This is a genomic window from Kitasatospora sp. MAA4 (assembly GCF_029893355.1).
Lineage (GTDB): Bacteria > Actinomycetota > Actinomycetes > Streptomycetales > Streptomycetaceae > Kitasatospora.
This window is the reverse complement of record NZ_JARZAI010000008.1, coordinates 153,512-171,210: the sequence shown is the minus strand read 5'-3', so window position 1 is coordinate 171,210 and position 17,699 is coordinate 153,512. Positions and strand designations below refer to the sequence as shown.

Below are 17,699 nucleotides of genomic sequence, written 5' to 3'. Positions count from 1 at the left end.
TGACAAGGCCCGGGAGGGTCGAAACCATGTTGCGAATGACGAACTCTGTTGCGTCATACGATACACGGGAGGCTCCCATGATCACGGTGTGCCGGATCGAAGACCTACCCCCGGGCGAGGCACTCCGGGTGACCGACGGCGTGGCCGCACCGGTCGCCCTCTTCAACGCCGACGGCGTCATCTACGCCGTCGACGACACCTGCACCCACCAGGACGCCTCCCTCGCCGACGGCTGGCTGGACGGCTGCCTCATCGAATGCCCCCTGCACGCAGCCTCGTTCGACCTGCGCACCGGCCGACCGACCTGCCCGCCGGCCAAGCAGCCGCTGCGGACCCACCGGGTCACCGTGGAGGACGGGTACGTCATCCTCCACGCCACGGTCGGCGAACCGGCAGGACCTGATCGCGGTTCGGCGATAGTTGGATCCGGAGCGCGCGATACTGTCCGCTCCGGATCGGACCCACGCGAGGAGTGAGTCAGCCATGGACGGCCAGGAACCCGTCAACACCGGGATCGTCGACCCGGCCCGCCTCCCGTTCGCGTACCAGGACGCGCTCAACGCCGGGGACGCCGACGCTGTCCTGGCGCTGTTCCACCAGGACGCGTCGATGCGCACCTTCACCGGCGAAGTCCTCACCGACCGGGAGGCGCTGCGCGCTGAGACGCTCCAGACGATCGCGGCTCAGGCGCGCCTGACCAACAAGCCCAGGTTCACCCAGATCGGGGGCGACACGGCCCTGAGCATCGTCGACTGGACCCTGGAGGCGACGTTGCCGGACGGCACCCTGATCTCGCCGACCGGAACGACGACGGCCGTCGCCCGCCGGTCGGCCGACGGGTCGTGGCGATTCGCCGTCCTCAACTGTCAAGGGACAGTTGGATCTCCCGGATGGCCTGCCTGACGGTACGTCAGCTACTCGCGAACGCCTGCTCCAGGCGCGGCACGTAGTCCACCAGGTCCTGTGCCCAGCAGTAGCCGTTGTGCCCGCCGCCGCAGTTGGTGCCCCAGGTGGCGCCGTTGCCGTAGTCCACGAGGTAGTACGGCATGCCCAGGGCGTCCAGGTGATCCCGCACGTGGAGGGTGGCGGACTCGGCGAGGAACTCCTCGGCCGTGTTGGGGCCGTTGCCCTGGCCGTTGCCGACGTAGAGGGAGATGCCCATGCCGGCCAGCTTGTCCATGTGGGTGGAGGGGTCGGCCTCGTTCCAGCGCCAGTCGGCGTTGAAGACGGGGTAGGGCGAGCCGAAGACGGCGTCGCTCGACACGGTGGGACCGAAGTTGAACGGGCAGTTCGGGTCGGAGGCGTTGCCGCACAGGCCGCCCACGTTGGTCAGGGTGCCGACCACCGCGGCGCGGACCACGGCCTCGTCGCCGGAGATGTCGTCGGCGCCGGAGAAGGTGGCGACCTGGCTGAACAGGTCGGGGCGGTCCTGCGAGTAGCGCAGCGCGCCCAGGCCGCCCATCGAGATGCCGCCGATGCCGCGGCCCTGCTTGGTGGCAATGGTGCGCAGGTTGGCGTCGATGAAGGGGATCACCTGGGTGAGGTGGAAGGTCTCCCAGTGCTGGGCGCCGGCGGCGGTGGACTGGTCGAGCCAGTCGGCGTACCAGCCGCGCAGGCCGCCGTCGGGGATGACGGTGATCATCGCGCTGGAGGCGGTCAGCGCCGGGAAGGCCAGGCCCGGGTTGCCGGGGTCGTCGGAGGTGCCGTGCAGCAGGTAGAAAACGGGGTACCGCTTGGTCGGGTTGTCCGCGTACCCGACCGGCAGGATGACCCGGATGTGGTGCGGGCCGGCCACCTGGGCGGTGGTCACGGTGAGGACGAAGTTGTCGGCGGTGCCGGTCGCGGGGGCGACCTGGGTCAGGCCGAAGCCGTCGGTCAGGGCGGGCGGGACCGGGTCGGCGGCGTGCGCGGCGGGCATGACCAGCAGGGTCGCGGCCGCCAGGACGGCGGCGACCGTGGCGGCCGCCGCCCTGGTCCGTCGGCGCCAGGCGGGCAGGAACGACTTCATCGGGTGAACTCCTCGGAGCTGGGTGGGTACGGGTGGGCAGGGGTGGGCACTGCCGGGATGAACACACCTGGCGGGCCGACGCCGTATGACACCGGGCCCGTGATTTTTCCGAAGGGCTGCCGAGATCACCGGCGCCGCGAAGCTACCGGGTGGTAAGAAGGACCCCGGGGGTGGTCGCAGTGACGGTCGACAGGCAGTTCGAAGCAGATGACATGTCCGCGTCGCCAGTGGCCGATCCGCCCGTCGCCGGTCCGCCTGACGCCGGTCCGCCTGACGCCGGTCCGCCCGCCGCCGGTCCGCCCGCCGCGCCCGCCGACTTCGACGCCGTCTTCAGCACCCTGCTGCCGCGCCTCTACCGCCGGGCCGTCGTCCTGGCCGGCGACAGCGCTCAGGACGCGGTGCACGACACCTACCTCAAACTCCGCCGCTACCCCCGGCAGTTCACCACTCACCCGGTTCCGTACGCCTACGCCTTCCGGGCCCTGGTCAGCGTGGTGCACAACAACCGCCGGCGGCGCGCCTGGCACATCCTCACCGACCAGGTGCCCGACACCCCGGACCCGGTCGGCCCGGTGGTGCTGCGCGAGGCCGAGTGGCAGGTGCGCTGGCTGCTGAGCCAACTCACCGTCAAACAGGCGGCTGCCGTGCTGCTGGTCGACCTCGACGCGCATACCATCGACGAGGCCGCCGCCGTGCTGGGCGTCCACCGCGGCACCGTCGCTCGGGCCCGCTCCCGGGCGCTCTCCCACCTCCGCACCCTGCTCAAGGACGCCGACCGATGAGGCGCGAACACCCGCACAGCAGCGAGCCCGGCCCGGACAGGGAACCCGTCGCCGACCCCGAGGCGGTGCTGGGCGCCCTGCTGCGGGCGGGCACCGAGTCCGTCGAGGTCCCAGCCGACCTCTGGGACCGGATCCGCGACGGCCGCCCGGCCCCCACGCCGCGCCCGCGCTCCCGCAACCGCAGCTGGCTGTCCCCTCTGGTGGCCTCCGTCGCCACCCTCGCCGTCGCCGCCGCCGTACTGCTCGGCACCGGCATGCTGCGCCCGCACCGCTGGGAGTTGCCCCCGCTCGCCCCCGGCGCCAAGGGCGTGTCCCTCACCGTCTACAACGCCGAAGCCGCCTGCCAGTCCCTGCACACCATCGAGTGCTCGCTCTCCGTGGTGGACAACCCGCACGCCGCCTACGCCGAGCGGAACACGGTGGGCCGGGTCTGGCACGGCGAGCGGGTCACCAGCGACTGCGTGATCACCGACGGCACCGTGGTGATCGACGAGGCCGGGGTCTCCTCCGCCCGCTGGTACCACGTCACCCTCCCCGACGGCGGCACCGGCTGGCTGCCCGGGGTGCGCACCCGCAACAGCACCGAAGTCCCGCTCTGCGCAACCGATCCCGCATCGCCGTAGGACTCACGGTCAGAGCGCGAGAAACCCGGGCCGCCGTGTCATACGGCGCCGCCTGCCCAGGTGTGTACCAGAGGCCGCGGGGGACCGCCCGCAGCCGTCACACCAAGGGGAGAGCATGCGCCACGACCACGACCACGACCCGACCGCAGCAGCGCCGCGCGGCGGCCTGATGAACCGCTTCACCGCCCGAGCGGCGGCCGCCGTGCTCGGTGCGCTCGGCCTGACGGCCGGCCTGCTCGGCGCCGCAGCCCCGGCCCAGGCCGACACCAGTGCGGTCGAACTGCCGCCGCTGGTCGCGGCCGGCCCGAACTACCAGCAGGACCTCCAGGCCGAGGTGAACTACTGGACGCTGGCCACCATGGCGGCGGCCGGGCTGAACGACGACGGAACGGACGCCTTCGCAGCGCAGACCGGCTGGGACAACCTCAGCGCGCCCTGGCCCGGCGGGCAGGGGCTGGTCTCGCGGACCGCCGGCAAGCTCTTCATGCGGGTCAAGGACCTGGACAGCGGCGCCGTCACCTCGGATGCCTGCTCCGCCGACGTGGTGACCAGCGCCAACCAGAGCGTGGTGCTCACCGCCGGCCACTGCCTTGCGGTCAACGTCCCGTTCGCCGGCGCCCTGGGCGTTCACGACCTGCACTACATCGCCACCAACGTGGTCTTCGTCCCCGGCTACAACGGCGCCGACCTGCCGCGCGGCACCACCAGCACCGCTCTGCCGGGCAAGGACATCGCGCCGTACGGCGTCTGGGGTGTGACCCGTTCCTGGATCACCAACACCTGGAGCAACAGCGCCGACTGGGCGCTCGGCCGCGACATGGCCGCGCTGCTGGTCGCCAACCCCACCGACCCGCGCCCGATCGCCGAGGTGACCGGCGCCCAGCAGGTCGCCTTCAACCAGCCGCAGAACCAGTACGACTACATGTTCGGCTACCCGCAGACCAATGAGCGCAACTGGTACTGGCCGAACAACAACAACGGCACCGCGGCCTCCAACGGCGCACCCCAGGCTCTCTGGCGTGGGTTCGACGGCCGGTCCATGATGGTCACTCAGGGCCAGTCCCACGCCGACCCGGTCCTCCCGTTCGACGTGCTGGACAGCGCCCAGGCCCCCGGCTGCAGCGGCGGCCCCTGGCTGCAGAACTTCGACCCGGCCACCGGCGCCGGCGTCCAGACAGCCGTCAACTCCCGCTACAACGACCCCAACCGGGGCATCAGCCTGCTCGCCTGGCTGGGCTGGTTGCAGGGTCCGCAGATGGAGGCCACCCACTTCGGCGACGAGGAGCTCGCCGTCTACCAGGCCGCCCAGTCGGCCTCGCGCTGACCGGCGGTCCCCCGGGCGACCGTGCCTCAGCCGGTCACCCGGGGGTACCCGGCCCCGCCGTGACCTGCGCGATCGGCTGTGCCGGACGGTAGTGCAGGAGGTTCCCGCCGACCTGGTCCAGGTAGGGCTGGATGGCCGCCAGCCTGGCCTGGTCCCGGCTCTGCACCACCCAGGTGGCGGTGCGGTAGGCCGCGGCGAGATTGAGGGCCGGGTCGCCCGGGACGCCCTGGAGCTCCGGGGCGATGGCGCAGAGCATCCGGCCGACCGCGAGGATCGAGTCCTCAGCGGTGAACGGCGGTACGGGGACGGTTCCCTGACGGTCGGACGGCAGATAGTAGCGGAGCACCCGAGGCGTCCAGCGGGCGATGCCGTACTCGTCCTTGGCCGGGTCGCTCAGGTTCGGGTCGAAGCCGCTCTCTGCCTTGAGCATGGCCGCGATCAGGGCCGGGGTGATCTCCGGTTCGGGGCAGCCCGTGCCCGCCTCGATGATCAGGCCCAGGTACTGCGCGGGAATGTCGGTGCCGGGGCGCAGCCACCGTGCGGTGGCGGTCGCCAAGGCGCCGGTTGCGCCGGTTGCGCCGGATGCACCGGATGCACCGGATGCGGCGGAGTCGCCCGGGACGCAGGCACTGAAGGTGAGGGCGGACAGCACCGCGAGCAGCGGACCGAGGACGCGGCGCCGCACCTGCGGTGGTGCCGGCGACGCGTCGAGCACGGGCGAAGCCTCCGCCACCACCTCCGCGACCGTAACCAGCGGCCGGGTGATCAGCCGGTGCGTGCGCACTCGACGGCGCTCCCACTCCACCGCGTCGCCGCCGCAGGCGGTCACGAACGCGGCCAGCACCGCCTCGCTCGGCAGTCGGCGGCCGGCGCAGGCCTCGGCGAGCGTGGAGGCGGAGTAGTTGATGCGGGCGGCCAGTTGGCGGTAGGGCGGGCTGCCGGCCTGGCGCCGCAGCTCTCGCAGGTCCAGCGCGAAGACCGCCAGTGGGCCTGCCCCGGCGTCGAGCGGTTGTTCCTGACGTCCCACCTGCTGATCCTCCCTGTCGTCCGAGCCTCGTCCGAGCGCGTCCGAGCCTCGTCCGGACTTTGTCCGGCCTTTGTCCGAGCAGGCCGTGAGGCCGTGACGGCGCCGTCCGGGCCGGGTTTGATGGGGCGCGGCACCCCCGTTTCGCACCAGCCATGACAACATCCAACCGCTTCGTGGGCGCCGCTTCTCCGCTTTCCACCGGATCTGCCATGTGCGGTAGTTCACACACCGTCAGCAAGCGGTCGCTCATCGGTGGCCGCAGCCGCACCCACCCTCTGGAGGACCACTCGATGTCCCACCCTTCCCAGCCGGACGCCGCCGAGGTCACCCGCCGCTCGCTGCTGCGCGCCGGCGCCGGCCTGACCCTGGGCGCGGGCCTGCTCGGCAGCACCGCCGGCGCCGCCTCCGCGAGCCCCGCCGCTCCCCGACCGGCCCTCACGCCGATGGCCCAGAGCGGCACGGCGCTGTGCGACACGCCCGGCGACTCGGCGAGCGCGCAGGGCCTGGGCTCCGGAGACCTCGGCATCCCCTACTTCCGGGAGCACGACGGCTCCTGGGGCTACGTCTTCGGCGACTCCTGGGCCAACTCCGCCCAGCGCGATCCCTACCTGGGCTCGCCGGTGATGCTCGCCCAGTCGAACTTCGACAGCAGCGGCGGCTCGCCGATCTCCTTCACCTGGGCGATGCCGACCGGCGGCCGGGCCAACCAGATGTTCAACTACGCGCACCAGACGGACAACGGGTACGGCTGGGAGTTCAGCCGGATCCCCAACGACTGCATCGAGTTCGGCGGTCGCACCTACATCCAGTACACCTCGGTGGCGGTCTGGGCCCCGCCGGCCGGCTACGACGGCTCGCTGATGTCAGGGGTCGCCTACTCCGACGACTTCGGCGTGACCTGGCAGGACTACCCGTACCACTGGGCGGGCGACACCCAGCACAACAACCAGTCCATGTACGGCATGTGGTCCTTCGCCGGCATCGACCCGGACGGCTGGCTCTACATCTTCTCCAAGCGCTGGAACGGCAGCCACCGCAACACCGCCGACGGCGGCGCGATCCAGCTCTTCCGGATCCAGCCGAACGACTTCCGGGCCGGCAACTTCGGCGCCCAGCAGAACTGGGCCTACCTCAACGGCTCCTGGCAGTGGACCCAGGCGGCCCCACCCTCGGTCATCCTCTCCGGCAACAACATCGGCGAGTTCTCCGTCAAGCGGATCAACGGCACCTACTGCATGAGCTACTTCGACGTCGACGACTACTCGATCTGCACCCGCACCGCGCCCCGCCCCGACGCCGTCTGGACGGCGCCCAAGCCGCAGATCGTCGGCAACAACGTCCTGCCGCCGAGCCATTGGGGCCGTCCCCAGCTCCCCTACCTCTACGGCGGCTACATCCACCCGGGCAGCGCGAACGCGAACTCGCTGACGCTGATGGTCTCGCAGTGGAACGGGCAGCAGGGGCAGTCGCCGTACCGGGTGCTCCAGTACGACGGGATCAACCCGTAACAGCGGCGCTAACCCCGCGCGGATTCAGCCACGGGCTGCTCGGGGATGGCGGCCGGGTCGGCGGTGGGGTCGCCGGTGGGGTCGGCGAGGACGGTCTCGTCGAACGGGAGGCGGCCGGCGAGCACCTCGGTGGCCCGGGCGTGGTCGATCTCGCCGGTCCAGTGGCCGATCAGGACGGTGGCCACCGCGTTTCCGGCGAAGTTGGTCAGCGCGCGGGCCTCGGACATGAAGCGGTCGATGCCGACGATCAGGCCGACGCCGTCCACGAGTTCGGGCCGGTGCGACTGGAGGCCGCCGGCCAGGGTGGCGAGGCCGGCGCCGGTGACGCCGGCGGCGCCCTTGCTGGCGATCACCATGAAGATCAGCAGCGAGAACTGCTGGCCGAGCGAGAGCGGCCGGTCCATCGCCTGTGAGATGAAGATCGAGGACATCGTCAGGTAGATGGCGGTGCCGTCCAGGTTGAAGCTGTAGCCGGTCGGCACGGTGATGCCCACCACCGGACGGCTGACGCCGAGGTGCTCCATCTTGGCGATCAGCCGCGGCAGCGCGCTCTCGGAGGAGGAGGTGGAGAGGATTAGCAGCAACTCGCGGCTCAGGTAGCGCAGCAGCGCGAGGACGTTGACGCCGGCGACCAGGCGCAGCAGCAGGCCGAGCACCACGAGGACGAAGATCCCGCAGGTCAGGTAGAAGCCGATCATGATGACGGCCAGGCTCTTGAGCGCTGCGGTGCCGGTCGCGCCGACCACCGCCGCCATCGCGCCGAAGGCGCCGATCGGGGCCACCCACATGATCATCGACATGACCCGGAAGACCAGCCGCTGAAGGTGCTCCACGCCGCGCAGCACCGGCGCGCCGGCACTGCCCAGCGCCTGGAGCGCGAACCCGCAGAGCAGCGCGACCAGCAGGGTCTGGAGCACCTGGCCCTGGGTGAGCGCGGAGACCAGGCTGGTCGGGATGATGCCGAGCAGGAAGTCGGTGGTGCTCTGCTGGCCGGCCGCCACCTGGGCGTGGCCGGCCTTGGCGAGCGCCTGGGTCAGGTGCAGGCCCGAGCCCGGCTCCAGCAGGTTGCCGACCACCAGGCCGAGGCCGAGCGCGACGGTGGACATCACCAGGAAGTAGCCGAGCGCCAGGCCGCCCACCCGGCCGACCTTGGCGGCCTTGCTCACCGAACCGACGCCCAGCACGATGGTGCAGAAGATCACCGGGCTGATCATCATCTTGATCAGGTTGACGAAGCCCGTCCCGACCGGCTTGAGCTGGACGGCGAACGACGGCGCCGCCAGGCCGAGCACGATGCCGGCCAGGACCGCCGCCAGGACGGCAAGGTAGAGGTAGTGCGTGCGGTCGGCCGGTCTCGTCCGGTCGGTTGCGGTGATCGCCATGCGTCGGCTCCTTCAGCTACTGGCCCTGCTGGCCCTGGGTGGCGGGCCGCTCCGACTATCGGCGCTGGAGGTGACGGGCGTCACGTTTGCGTTCATAGAGTTCACGGCGGAGCTCACCGCAGAGGCACACTGACTGCCATGCCCCTCCGCCCGCCCTCGCCACCGCGCCGGCTGCCGCGCAGCCTCGCGGGGCAGCTCTTCGCCGTCCAGATCGTGATCGTCGCCGTCGTGCTCGCCGGCAGCGCGGTCCTGGCGTACCTGACGGTCGCCGAGCGCGCCCGGGACGCGGCCTTCGGCCAGGTCACCGCCACCGCCCGCGCGGTCGCGGACTCCCCCACCGTCCGGCAGGCGGCCACCGGACCGGACCCCACCGAGGTGCTCCAGCCCTACGCTCAGCGGGTGTGTGCGGACGCGGGCGTCGCCTTCGTCACGGTGATGGACACGCACGGGGTGCGCTGGACCCACCCCGACCCGGCACAGATCGGCCGGCCCTTCCTCGGCCACATCGAGCAGGCACTGGCCGGCGGGATCGTCAGGGAGACCTACACCGGCACCCTCGGTCCGTCGGTGCGGGTGGTCACCCCGGTCCAGGACGACCGGGGGCGGGTGATCGCACTGGTCAGCGTCGGCATCAGAGTGCAGTCGATCAGCCGGCAACTGAACGGCCCGCTGATCGTGCTGGCCGGGGTCGCGCTGGCCGCACTCGCGGTCGGCGGCCTCGGCAGCTACCTGGCCAACGCGCGGCTGCGCCGGCACACCCACGGCATGGGTGCCGACGAGCTGAGCCACCTCTACGACTACCACCAGGCGACGCTGCACTCGGTCCGGGAGGGCCTGATCCTGCTCGACCGCGCGGGCACGGTGGTGCTCTGCAACGACGCGGCCCGCGAGCTGCTCGGCCTCGAAGGCCCCGCGGAGGGACGGCAGTTCGCCGAACTCGCGCTGCCCGAGGCGCTGACCCGTTCGGTGCTGGGCGCCGATCCGGCGCACGACGAGGTGCACCTCACGGCGGACCGGGTGGTGGTACTGAACACCTCGGCGATCGGTCCAGGGCCCGCCCTCGGCACCGTGGTCACCCTCCGCGACCACACCGAACTCCAGTCGTTGAACGGTGAGTTGGACTCCGTCCGGGGCTTCTCCGAGGCGCTCGGCGCGCAGGCCCACGAGGCCGCGAACCGGCTGCACGCGGTGGTCGTCCTGGTCGAACTCGGGCGGTACCGCGAGGCCGTGGAGTTCGCCACCGCCGAACTCGAACTCGCCCAACGCCTCACCGACCGGGTGGTGAGCGCCGTCAGCGAACCGGTGCTGGCCGCGCTGCTGCTCGGCAAGACCGCCGAAGCGGCCGAGCGCGGCGTGGAGTTGACGCTCACCGAGGACAGTCGCATCGACGACGGCGTGCTGCCGCCCGAGCTGCCTGCCCGCGACCTGGTGACGATACTCGGCAACCTGATCGACAACGCCGTGGACGCCGCGATCGCCAACTCCGCCGCGCACCCTGGCCCGCCCGAGGTGGCGGTGACCGCGCGGATCGACTCCGACCGGCTGCTGCTGCGGGTCGCCGACACCGGAGCCGGGATCGAGCCGGGCGAGGTCGAGGAGGTGTTCCGGCGCGGCTGGTCCACCAAGGAGGAGCGCGGGCACGGCCTCGGCCTCGCGCTGGTCGCCCAGGCGGCCCGGCGCAACGGCGGCGCCGTGGAGGTCGGACGCGAGCGGGGCGCCGTACTGACGGTCCGACTGCCCCTCCAATCAGCGGGGGCCGTGCGATGACCCGGACCGCGACGATCGACGTGCTGGTGGTCGAGGACGACCCGGTGGCGGCCGAGGCGCACGCGCTGCACGTCAACCGCGCACCCGGCTTCCGGACCGCCGGCACGGCGCACTCGGCGGCCCAGGCGCTGCGCCTCCTGGAGAGCGCCCGGGCCGCGGGCCGCCCGGTGGACCTCACGCTGCTCGATCTCCACCTGCCGGACGGCCACGGCCTCCAGCTGTGCCGCACCCTGCGGGCCGCCGGGCACGGCACCGACATCATCGCCGTGACCTCGGCACGCGAGCTGGCGACGGTCCGCCAGGCGGTGTCGGCGGGCGTGGTGCAGTACCTGCTCAAGCCGTTCGCCGCCGCCACCCTGCACGAGCGCCTGGACCGCTACGCCCGCTACCGCGCGTCGCTGGCCCGGGCGGGCGAGGCCACCGGGCAGGACGAGGTGGACCAGGCCTTCGCCGTGCTGCGGACCTCCGAGCGCAACACCCTCCCGAAGGGCCTGAGCGCACCCACCCTGGAGGCCGTCGCAGCGGTGCTGCGGCAGGCGGACGGCAGCCTCTCGGCTGCCGCCGCCGGCACGCGGGCGGGCGTCTCGCGGATCACCGCGAGACGCTACCTGGAACACCTGGTGGACACCGGCCTGGCCCTCCGCGAACCGCGCTACGGCCAGGTCGGACGACCCGAACTCTGCTACCGGGCCCGGAACAGGCCCGATCAGTAGACGTCCCGGACGTAACGCCGGTCGGCGGCCAGCTGCTTGACGTATGCCGCGGCTTCGTCCTCGGTCAGGCCGCCATGGGCACAGGCGATGTCGCGCAGTGCCCGGTCGACGTCCCTGGCCATCCGGCCGGCGTCGCCGCAGACGTAGAAGTGGGCGCCGCCGCGCAGCCAGTCCCACAGCCGGGGACCCTGCTCGCGCATGCGGTCCTGGACGTAGACCTTGGCGCGCTGGTCGCGGGAGAAGGCGAGGTCCAGGCGGTCGAGGTGGCCGGACGCCTGGAAGGCGGCGAGCTCCTCGCGGTAGTAGAAGTCGGTCGCCTCGCGCTGCTCGCCGAAGATCAGCCAGTTCGGACCGGTGTGGCCGCGGGCCTGGCGGTCCTCCAGGAAGCCGAGGAAGGGCGCGATGCCGGTGCCCGGGCCCACCATGATCATCGGCGTGCCGGAGTCCGCGGGAGGGCGGAATCCCGGGGAGCGCTGGACGAAGACGGGCACCGGCCCGTCGTCGGCGGCGTCGGCGAGGTAGCTGGAGCAGACGCCGCTGCGGTCCCTGCCGCGGTCGTTGGTGTAGCGCACCACGGACACCGTCAGGCGGACCTCGCCGGGGTGGGCGAGCGGGCTGGAGGATATCGAATAGAGGCGCGGCTGAAGGCGCCTGAGGACGCCGGCCCACTCGGCCGCGGTCGCCCGGACCGGGAAGGCGCCCATCACGTCCACCGCCTGCCGGCCCCAACTCCACTTCGCCAGCTCGCCCTTGTTGTCCGGGCGGAGCAGCCGCCGCAGGTCCCGGTCGCCGGTGCGCTCGGCGACGAAGCGCAGCAGGTCCGGGGTGATCCTGGCGATCTCCAGCCGGGTGCGCAGCGCCTCGCCGAGGGGCAGGTCGCCCACGTCGGGAACGGACACGGCGTCGCCGGGGTCCAGGCCGGTGACGGCGAGCCATTCCGCGACGAGTTCGGCGGAGTTGGCGGGCCAGACGCCGAGCGCGTCGCCGGCCTCGTAGACGAGGTCGCCGTGATCGCCGCCGCGGGTGTCGAAGGCGAACTGCCGGACCTCCTTGGCGGAGCCGGGCAGGCTCAGCAGCCGGTTGCCGATCAGCAGGGTGGCGAAGGGCGAGCTCTTCGAGTAGCCGGACCGGGCGGCCGGGGTTGCCGGTTGATCAGAGCTCGCGGCCAGGGCGGTGAGGACGTGGTCGAGCCACTGCCCGGCGGCCTCGCCGTAGTCGGGTTCGCACTCGGTGCGCGGGGTGAGCCGGATGCCGCCGAGTTCGCTGAGGCGCTGGTCGAGCCGCCGGCCGTGGCCGCAGAAGTCGTCGTAGCTGGAGTCGCCGAGCGCCAGGACCGCGTACCGCAGGCCGGCGACCTCGGGGAGGTCGCCGGCGGACAGCGCCTTCCAGAACCCGGATCCGTTGTCCGGAGCGTCCCCGTCGCCGAAGGTGCTGGTGATGAACAGGGCCGGCACCCCGGCGGGCAGGTCGGCGGGGGTGACGTCGTCCATGCCGAGGAGTCTGGGCCGTCGGCCCGACGCGGCCAGGCGCTCGGCGGCCGCGGCGGCGACCTCCTGCGCGTTGCCGGTCTGCGACGCCCACAACACCATGACCTCCTGCGCCGACGGCGGCGCGGAGACCGTCGCCGCACCGCCGGACACCAGACGGGAGAACACGCCCGCCAGCACGCCGTTGACCCACAGCGCACGCTCGGGGGCGATGGGGACGCCGTCGGGCAGCACCGGCACGGTCGCCGACGTCGACGGCGCGCTCCCCAGGCCGGTGAGGAAGCCCGACAGGAAGTGCCGTTCACCGGTGGTGAAGGCGGGCGGGGCGAGGTCGGCGAGACCGAACAGTCCGCTGAGCACCGCGACGGGCTCGGCGGCAGCGGGCACGGGCGCCAGGGGCGCGGTCACCACCTTCAACGAGACGGCGCAGGCCTTGAATTCGGGTTGGAAGGAGAGCGGGTCGACGGCGTCGTTCGTGACGGCGTTGATGCTCAGGTACTCGCCGAAGAGGTCGTTCCAGTGGAACGGCGCGAAGCAGTTCCCCGGCCGCACCCGGTCCGTGACGACGGCCGGCAGCACCGCCCGCCCGCGCCGCGACGCGACCTCCAGGCGGTCCCCCTCGGCGACGCCGAGCGCCGCCGCGTCCTGCGGGTGGATCTCCACGAACGGACCGGGGTCGAGCCTGTTGAGCTTGGCGACCTTGCCCGTCTTGGTCAGGGTGTGCCACTGGTGCTGGAGCCGGCCGGTGTTCAGCACGAACGGGAAGTCGTCGTCCGGGAGTTCGGCGGCCGGCAGGTGGGGGCGGGCGAAGAAGGAGGCGCGGCCGCTCGCGGTGGGGAAGGCCAGCCGGGGGCGACTGCCGTCGGGGCGTTCCAGCAGGGTCTGGCTGACGCCGTCGTTGAGGTAGCGGATCGGGTTGCGGTCGGGGCCCTCGACGGTGGCGCTGGGCCACTGGACCGGGGTGTCGCGGAGCCGTTCGTACGTCACTCCGCGCAGGTCGTAGCCGGTCTTCGGGTTCCAGGCCTGCTTGATCTCCTCGAAGACCTCCTCGGCGCTGGTGTAGTCGAAGGCGTCCTGGAAGCCCATCTCGCAGGCGACCCGGGCGATGATCCGCCAGTCCGGCAGCGCCTGCCCGACGGGGTCGGCGGCCGGCTGGACGAGGGTCAGGTTGCGCTCGGAGTTGACCATCACGCCCTCGGACTCGGCCCACATCGCGGCCGGCAGCACCACATCGGCGTACGCGTTGGTCTCGGTGTCGGCGAAGACGTCCTGGGTGATGACGAGTTCGGCGGCCTCCAGGCCGGCGATGACGGTCCTGCGGTTGGCGACCGAGGCGACCGGGTTGGTGCAGATGATCCAGCAGGCCTTGATGGCGCCCTGCGCCATCCGGGAGAACATCTCGACGGTGCCCCGGCCGACTTCGGTGCGCAGGGTGCCGGGCGGGATGCCCCAGAGCCTCTCGGTGAACGCCCGCTCCTCGGGCACGGCCACCGAGCGCTGGCCGGGCAGCCCCGGTCCCATGTAGCCCATCTCGCGCCCACCCATCGCGTTGGGCTGGCCGGTGAGCGAGAACGGGCCGCTCCCCGGGCGGCAGATCGCGCCGGTCGCCAGGTGCAGGTTGACCAGGGCGTTGGTGTTCCAGGTGCCGTGCGTGGACTGGTTGAGGCCCATCGTCCAGCAGCTCATCCACTCGCCGGCCTCGCCGATGAGCCGCGCCGCCCGCCGGATGTCGGCCTCCGGCACGCCGGTGATCTCGGCGACCCCGGCGGCCGGGTAGTCCGCGAGGAAGCCGGGCATCTGCTCCCAGCCCTCGGTGAACTCCGCCACGAAGGCCGGGTCCGTGTGGCCGTTCTCCACCAGCAGGGCCAGCAGCCCGTTGAGCAGCGCCAGGTCGGTGCCGGGCCGCACCGGCAGGAAGAGGTCGGCCCTGTCAGCGGTCGCACTTCGCCGCGGGTCCACGACGATGAGCTTGGCGCCCGCCTTCACCCGCTCCATCATCCGCAGGAACAGAATCGGGTGGCAGTCGGCCATGTTGGCGCCGATGACGAGGAAGACGTCCGCGTGCTCGAAGTCCCGGTAGGAGCCCGGCGGGCCGTCCGCGCCCAGCGAGAGCTTGTAACCGGTGCCCGCACTGGCCATGCAGAGACGGGAGTTGGACTCGATCTGGTTGGTGCGCACGAAGCCCTTGGCCAGCTTGTTCGCCAAGTACTGTGCCTCCAGCGTCATTTGGCCGGAGACGTAGAACGACAGGGCGTCCGGGCCGTGTTCGTCCAGGATCGCCCGAAGCCGCCGAGCGGTGGCGGTGATCGCGGCGTCCATGTCGGTGGCCACGGGCTGGGCGCCGCGCTCGGCCCGCACCAGGGCGCTCTCCAGCCGGCCGGGGGCGGCCAGCAGGTCCGCGCTGGTGGCGCCCTTGGTGCAGAGCCGGCCGGCGTTCGCCGGGTGGGACCTGTCCCCGGACGCCTTGGCCACCGCGCGCCGCCCGCTGCCCGCGTCCCGCACGATGTCGAGCAGCATTCCGCAGCCGACGCCGCAGTACGAGCAGACGGTCTTCACCGTGCTGGTGGCATTCTGGCCCGACGCCGTCACAGGGCCCCCTCGGCTTGCAGTCCTCGTCGCGGGAGACCCCCACCGTCAGCACCCTAAGCCGCCGCGATTACCGCCTCGTCACGCCCGTCACACGCCGATCGTTAACACACCCGCACACCGGTCACCACCTGCACGTGAGCTTCCGCCCGCAGGCTCTCAGATCGAGGGCCGGGCGGTGAACCGGTAGCGGTGCTCGGGGCGGCCGGTGGCGCCGTAGCGCAGTTCGAGGGCGACCAGGCCCTCGCGCACCAGGTAGGAGAGGTAGCGCTGAGCGGTGGCCCGGGACACGCCGGTGCGGGTCGCCACCTGGCTGGCCGACAGGTCGCCCGGCTCCGCGCGGACGGCGGCCAGCACCACCGAGAGGGTCGGCGCGGAGTGGCCCTTGGCCGGCAGGGCGGGCAGCGCGGCGGGGCGCGCCGCGCTGAAGAGGGCGTCCACCTCGGCCTGGCCGTTCTCGGCGGCCGGGTCGAGGGCGGCCATCCGGGTGCGCAGTTCGCGGTAGCCCGCCAGCCGCTCGGAGAGCGCGGCGAAGCCGAACGGCTTGACCAGGTAGCCGGTCGCGCCCAGCTGCATGGCGGCCCGCACCGAGGCGACGTCGCGGGCCGCGGTGATCACCAGGGCGTCGGGCCGGCCGCCGTCGGGGTCGGCGGTCAGCGTGCGCAGCACGTCCAGGCCGCTGCCGTCGGGCAGGTAGACGTCGAGCAGCAGCAGGTCGGGGCGCAGCGCCCGGACCGCCTCGACGGATCCGGCGACGGTGGACTGCTGTCCGGCCACCTCGAAGCCGGGGACGCGGCCCACGTAGGCGCAGTGGATCGCGTTGACGCGGAAGTCGTCGTCGATCACCAGGGTCCGGATCACCGCGCACCCTCCAGCACGGCGGCGTCGCGTACGGCGGGTTCGGGCACGGCGGGCAGCGGGAGGCGGACGGTGAAGACCGCTCCGGGGCCCTCGCTGACGGTGATGGTGCCGCCGTGCCGCTGGACCAGCCGGTGGACCAGGGCCAACCCGAGGCCGCGGCGGGCGGTGCCGCGGTCGGGGCTGGTGGACCAGCCGTCCTCGAAGATCTTCTCGGCGGAGCCCGGCGGGATGCCCGGGCCGGTGTCCTGGACGGTCACGGTGATCGCCTCGCGGGTCTCGACCAGCGCGAGCCGCACCTCGCAGCGGCCGTGCCCCTGGGCCGCCTCGACGGCGTTGTCCAGCAGGTTGCCGGTGATGGTGAGCAGCCGGGGCATGTGGCCGGGCTGCTCACCGAGCCGGGACTCCGCACTGAGCTCGATCCGCACGCCTCGCTCGGCGGCCACCGTGATCTTGGCCACGATCAGGCCCACCATCAGCGGGTTGCCGATCCGGTCGCGGACCTCCTCGGCCATCGGCGGGTCGGTGCGGCCGAGTTCGACCGCGTAGTCCAACGCGGCCTGGTGCTCGCCCAGTTCCAGCAGGCCGGCCAGCGTGTGCAGGCGGTTGGCGAACTCGTGCTGCTGGGCCCGGAGCGCGTCGGTGAGACCGCGGACCGAGTCCAACTCCCGTAGCAGGCCGACCAGTTCGGTACGGTCGCGGACGGTGACCACGGCGCCGAGCGCGCGGCCGTGCAGGGCGACCGGCATCCGGTTGACGGCCAGGCAGTGGCTGTCGGTGAGGACGGTGAGGTCGCTGCCCTCCAGGGTGCCGTCCAGCGCCCGGCGCAGCCGTCCGTCCGGCAGCACCTCGTCCAGCCGGGAGCCGAGCGCGGTGCCCAGGCCCAGCAGGCGGCGGGCCTCGTCGTTGACCACGGTGATCCGGTCCTGCGGGTCGAAGGCCAGCACGCCCTCGCGAATGCCGTGCAGCATCGCCTCGCGGTCCTGGAGCAGGCCGGCTATCTCCTCCAGCTCCAGTCCGAACGTGGAGCGCTTGAGCCGGCGGGCCAGCACGTAGGAGGCGACGCAGCCGACCGCCAGCGCGATCGCGGCGTACAGGCCGAAGCTGGAGAGCTCGCGGCGCAGGTGTCCGAGGACGTCCCGCTCGTCGATGCCCACGGACACCTCGCCGACCAGCGCTCCCGACGGCCCGTACAGCGGCGCCTTGGCGTTGGCCGAGCGGCCCGTCGCGCCGTTGTCCATCCCGGTGTGCGACCGGCCGTCCAGCACCGCGATCGGCTCGTCCACCGCCCTGCCGATCAGGTCGGGGTGCGGGTGGGAGTGCCGGATGCCGTGCAGGTCGATGACCACGACGTACGCCGCGCCGGAGGCAGTCCCGATCCGGCCGGCCACGCTCTGCACGACGCCGCCGTCCCCGCCGTCCGCCATGGCCCGGCTGATCTGCGGATCGGCGGCGGCGGTCCTGGCGATGGCGAGCGCGCGCTGCTCGTACTCGCGGTCCAGCTGGGCCCGCTGCGCGTAGGCCAGCAGCACGAAGCCGATCGCACTGGTGATGGCCAGAATGACCAGCTGGCTCACCAGGATCCGTGCCGAGAGTTTCCGGCCCTGCCCGCTCGATCGGGCCATCGGGCCCAC

The 17,699-nt window shown here is 72.5% G+C and carries 14 protein-coding genes; 8 read left to right on the top strand and 6 right to left on the bottom strand.

Annotated features, from left to right (window positions below):
- The first annotated feature begins 77 nt into the window (after positions 1 to 77).
- Entirely contained in the window at positions 78 to 476 is a 399-nt protein-coding gene (locus tag P3T37_RS13520) for a bifunctional 3-phenylpropionate/cinnamic acid dioxygenase ferredoxin subunit (protein WP_280723820.1), read from the top strand.
- Positions 477 to 483: 7 nt separating this feature from the next.
- On the top strand, positions 484 to 903 hold the full coding sequence (locus P3T37_RS13515) for an SgcJ/EcaC family oxidoreductase (RefSeq protein ID WP_280723819.1): 420 nt from the start codon (positions 484 to 486) through the stop codon (positions 901 to 903).
- Positions 904 to 910: 7 nt separating this feature from the next.
- Here the strand turns inward: P3T37_RS13515 and P3T37_RS13510 are convergent, their stop codons facing one another.
- The gene (locus P3T37_RS13510) at positions 911 to 1,918 is read right to left on the bottom strand and encodes an alpha/beta hydrolase-fold protein (RefSeq protein ID WP_280723921.1); all 1,008 of its coding nucleotides are present in this window, start codon (positions 1,916 to 1,918) and stop codon (positions 911 to 913) included.
- A 302-nt stretch (positions 1,919 to 2,220) separates the two neighbouring features.
- On the opposite strand from P3T37_RS13510, the gene P3T37_RS13505 reads away from it, so the two are divergent.
- From P3T37_RS13505 to P3T37_RS13495, 3 genes are all read left to right on the top strand, one after another.
- The gene (locus P3T37_RS13505; protein WP_280723818.1) at positions 2,221 to 2,790 is read left to right on the top strand and encodes an RNA polymerase sigma factor; all 570 of its coding nucleotides are present in this window, start codon (positions 2,221 to 2,223) and stop codon (positions 2,788 to 2,790) included.
- Positions 2,787 to 3,413, top strand: a complete 627-nt coding sequence (locus tag P3T37_RS13500) for a hypothetical protein (RefSeq protein WP_280723817.1) — start codon at positions 2,787 to 2,789, stop codon at positions 3,411 to 3,413. Before P3T37_RS13505 ends, P3T37_RS13500 begins: the two co-directional genes overlap by 4 nt.
- A gap of 115 nt (positions 3,414 to 3,528) precedes the next feature.
- The gene (locus P3T37_RS13495) at positions 3,529 to 4,737 is read left to right on the top strand and encodes a hypothetical protein (RefSeq protein WP_280723816.1); all 1,209 of its coding nucleotides are present in this window, start codon (positions 3,529 to 3,531) and stop codon (positions 4,735 to 4,737) included.
- Between the two features lie 34 nt (positions 4,738 to 4,771).
- On the opposite strand, the gene P3T37_RS13490 is transcribed toward P3T37_RS13495, so the two are convergent.
- Positions 4,772 to 5,764: a helix-turn-helix domain-containing protein gene (locus P3T37_RS13490; RefSeq protein ID WP_280723815.1), complete on the bottom strand. Its 993-nt coding sequence runs from the start codon at positions 5,762 to 5,764 to the stop codon at positions 4,772 to 4,774.
- Between the two features lie 290 nt (positions 5,765 to 6,054).
- Between P3T37_RS13490 and P3T37_RS13485 the strand changes: the two genes are divergently transcribed.
- Complete coding sequence (locus P3T37_RS13485; protein ID WP_280723814.1) at positions 6,055 to 7,272, top strand: DUF4185 domain-containing protein; 1,218 nt, start codon at positions 6,055 to 6,057, stop codon at positions 7,270 to 7,272.
- Positions 7,273 to 7,280: 8 nt separating this feature from the next.
- Here P3T37_RS13485 and P3T37_RS13480 read toward each other — a convergent pair whose 3' ends face one another.
- Positions 7,281 to 8,654 (bottom strand): cation:dicarboxylase symporter family transporter, encoded by a 1,374-nt coding sequence (locus P3T37_RS13480; RefSeq protein WP_280723813.1) that lies wholly within the window; start codon positions 8,652 to 8,654, stop codon positions 7,281 to 7,283.
- A gap of 138 nt (positions 8,655 to 8,792) precedes the next feature.
- Here P3T37_RS13480 and P3T37_RS13475 point away from each other — a divergent pair, with 138 nt between their 5' ends.
- Both P3T37_RS13475 and P3T37_RS13470 read left to right on the top strand, forming a co-directional pair.
- Positions 8,793 to 10,421: a sensor histidine kinase gene (locus P3T37_RS13475; protein WP_280723812.1), complete on the top strand. Its 1,629-nt coding sequence runs from the start codon at positions 8,793 to 8,795 to the stop codon at positions 10,419 to 10,421.
- Positions 10,418 to 11,134 (top strand): response regulator, encoded by a 717-nt coding sequence (locus tag P3T37_RS13470; RefSeq protein WP_280723811.1) that lies wholly within the window; start codon positions 10,418 to 10,420, stop codon positions 11,132 to 11,134. Before P3T37_RS13475 ends, P3T37_RS13470 begins: the two co-directional genes overlap by 4 nt.
- On the opposite strand, the gene P3T37_RS13465 is transcribed toward P3T37_RS13470, so the two are convergent.
- The 3 genes from P3T37_RS13465 to P3T37_RS13455 form a co-directional block, all read right to left on the bottom strand.
- Positions 11,128 to 15,210, bottom strand: a complete 4,083-nt coding sequence (locus P3T37_RS13465; protein ID WP_280723810.1) for a bifunctional nitrate reductase/sulfite reductase flavoprotein subunit alpha — start codon at positions 15,208 to 15,210, stop codon at positions 11,128 to 11,130. The genes P3T37_RS13470 and P3T37_RS13465 overlap by 7 nt on opposite strands.
- Positions 15,211 to 15,366: 156 nt before the next feature.
- Complete coding sequence (locus P3T37_RS13460; protein ID WP_280723809.1) at positions 15,367 to 16,068, bottom strand: response regulator; 702 nt, start codon at positions 16,066 to 16,068, stop codon at positions 15,367 to 15,369.
- A complete protein-coding gene (locus tag P3T37_RS13455; RefSeq protein WP_280723808.1) occupies positions 16,065 to 17,690 on the bottom strand; it encodes a sensor histidine kinase in 1,626 nt (541 codons plus the stop codon). The genes P3T37_RS13460 and P3T37_RS13455 overlap by 4 nt, the downstream gene beginning before the upstream one ends.
- Positions 17,691 to 17,699 lie beyond the last annotated feature (9 nt).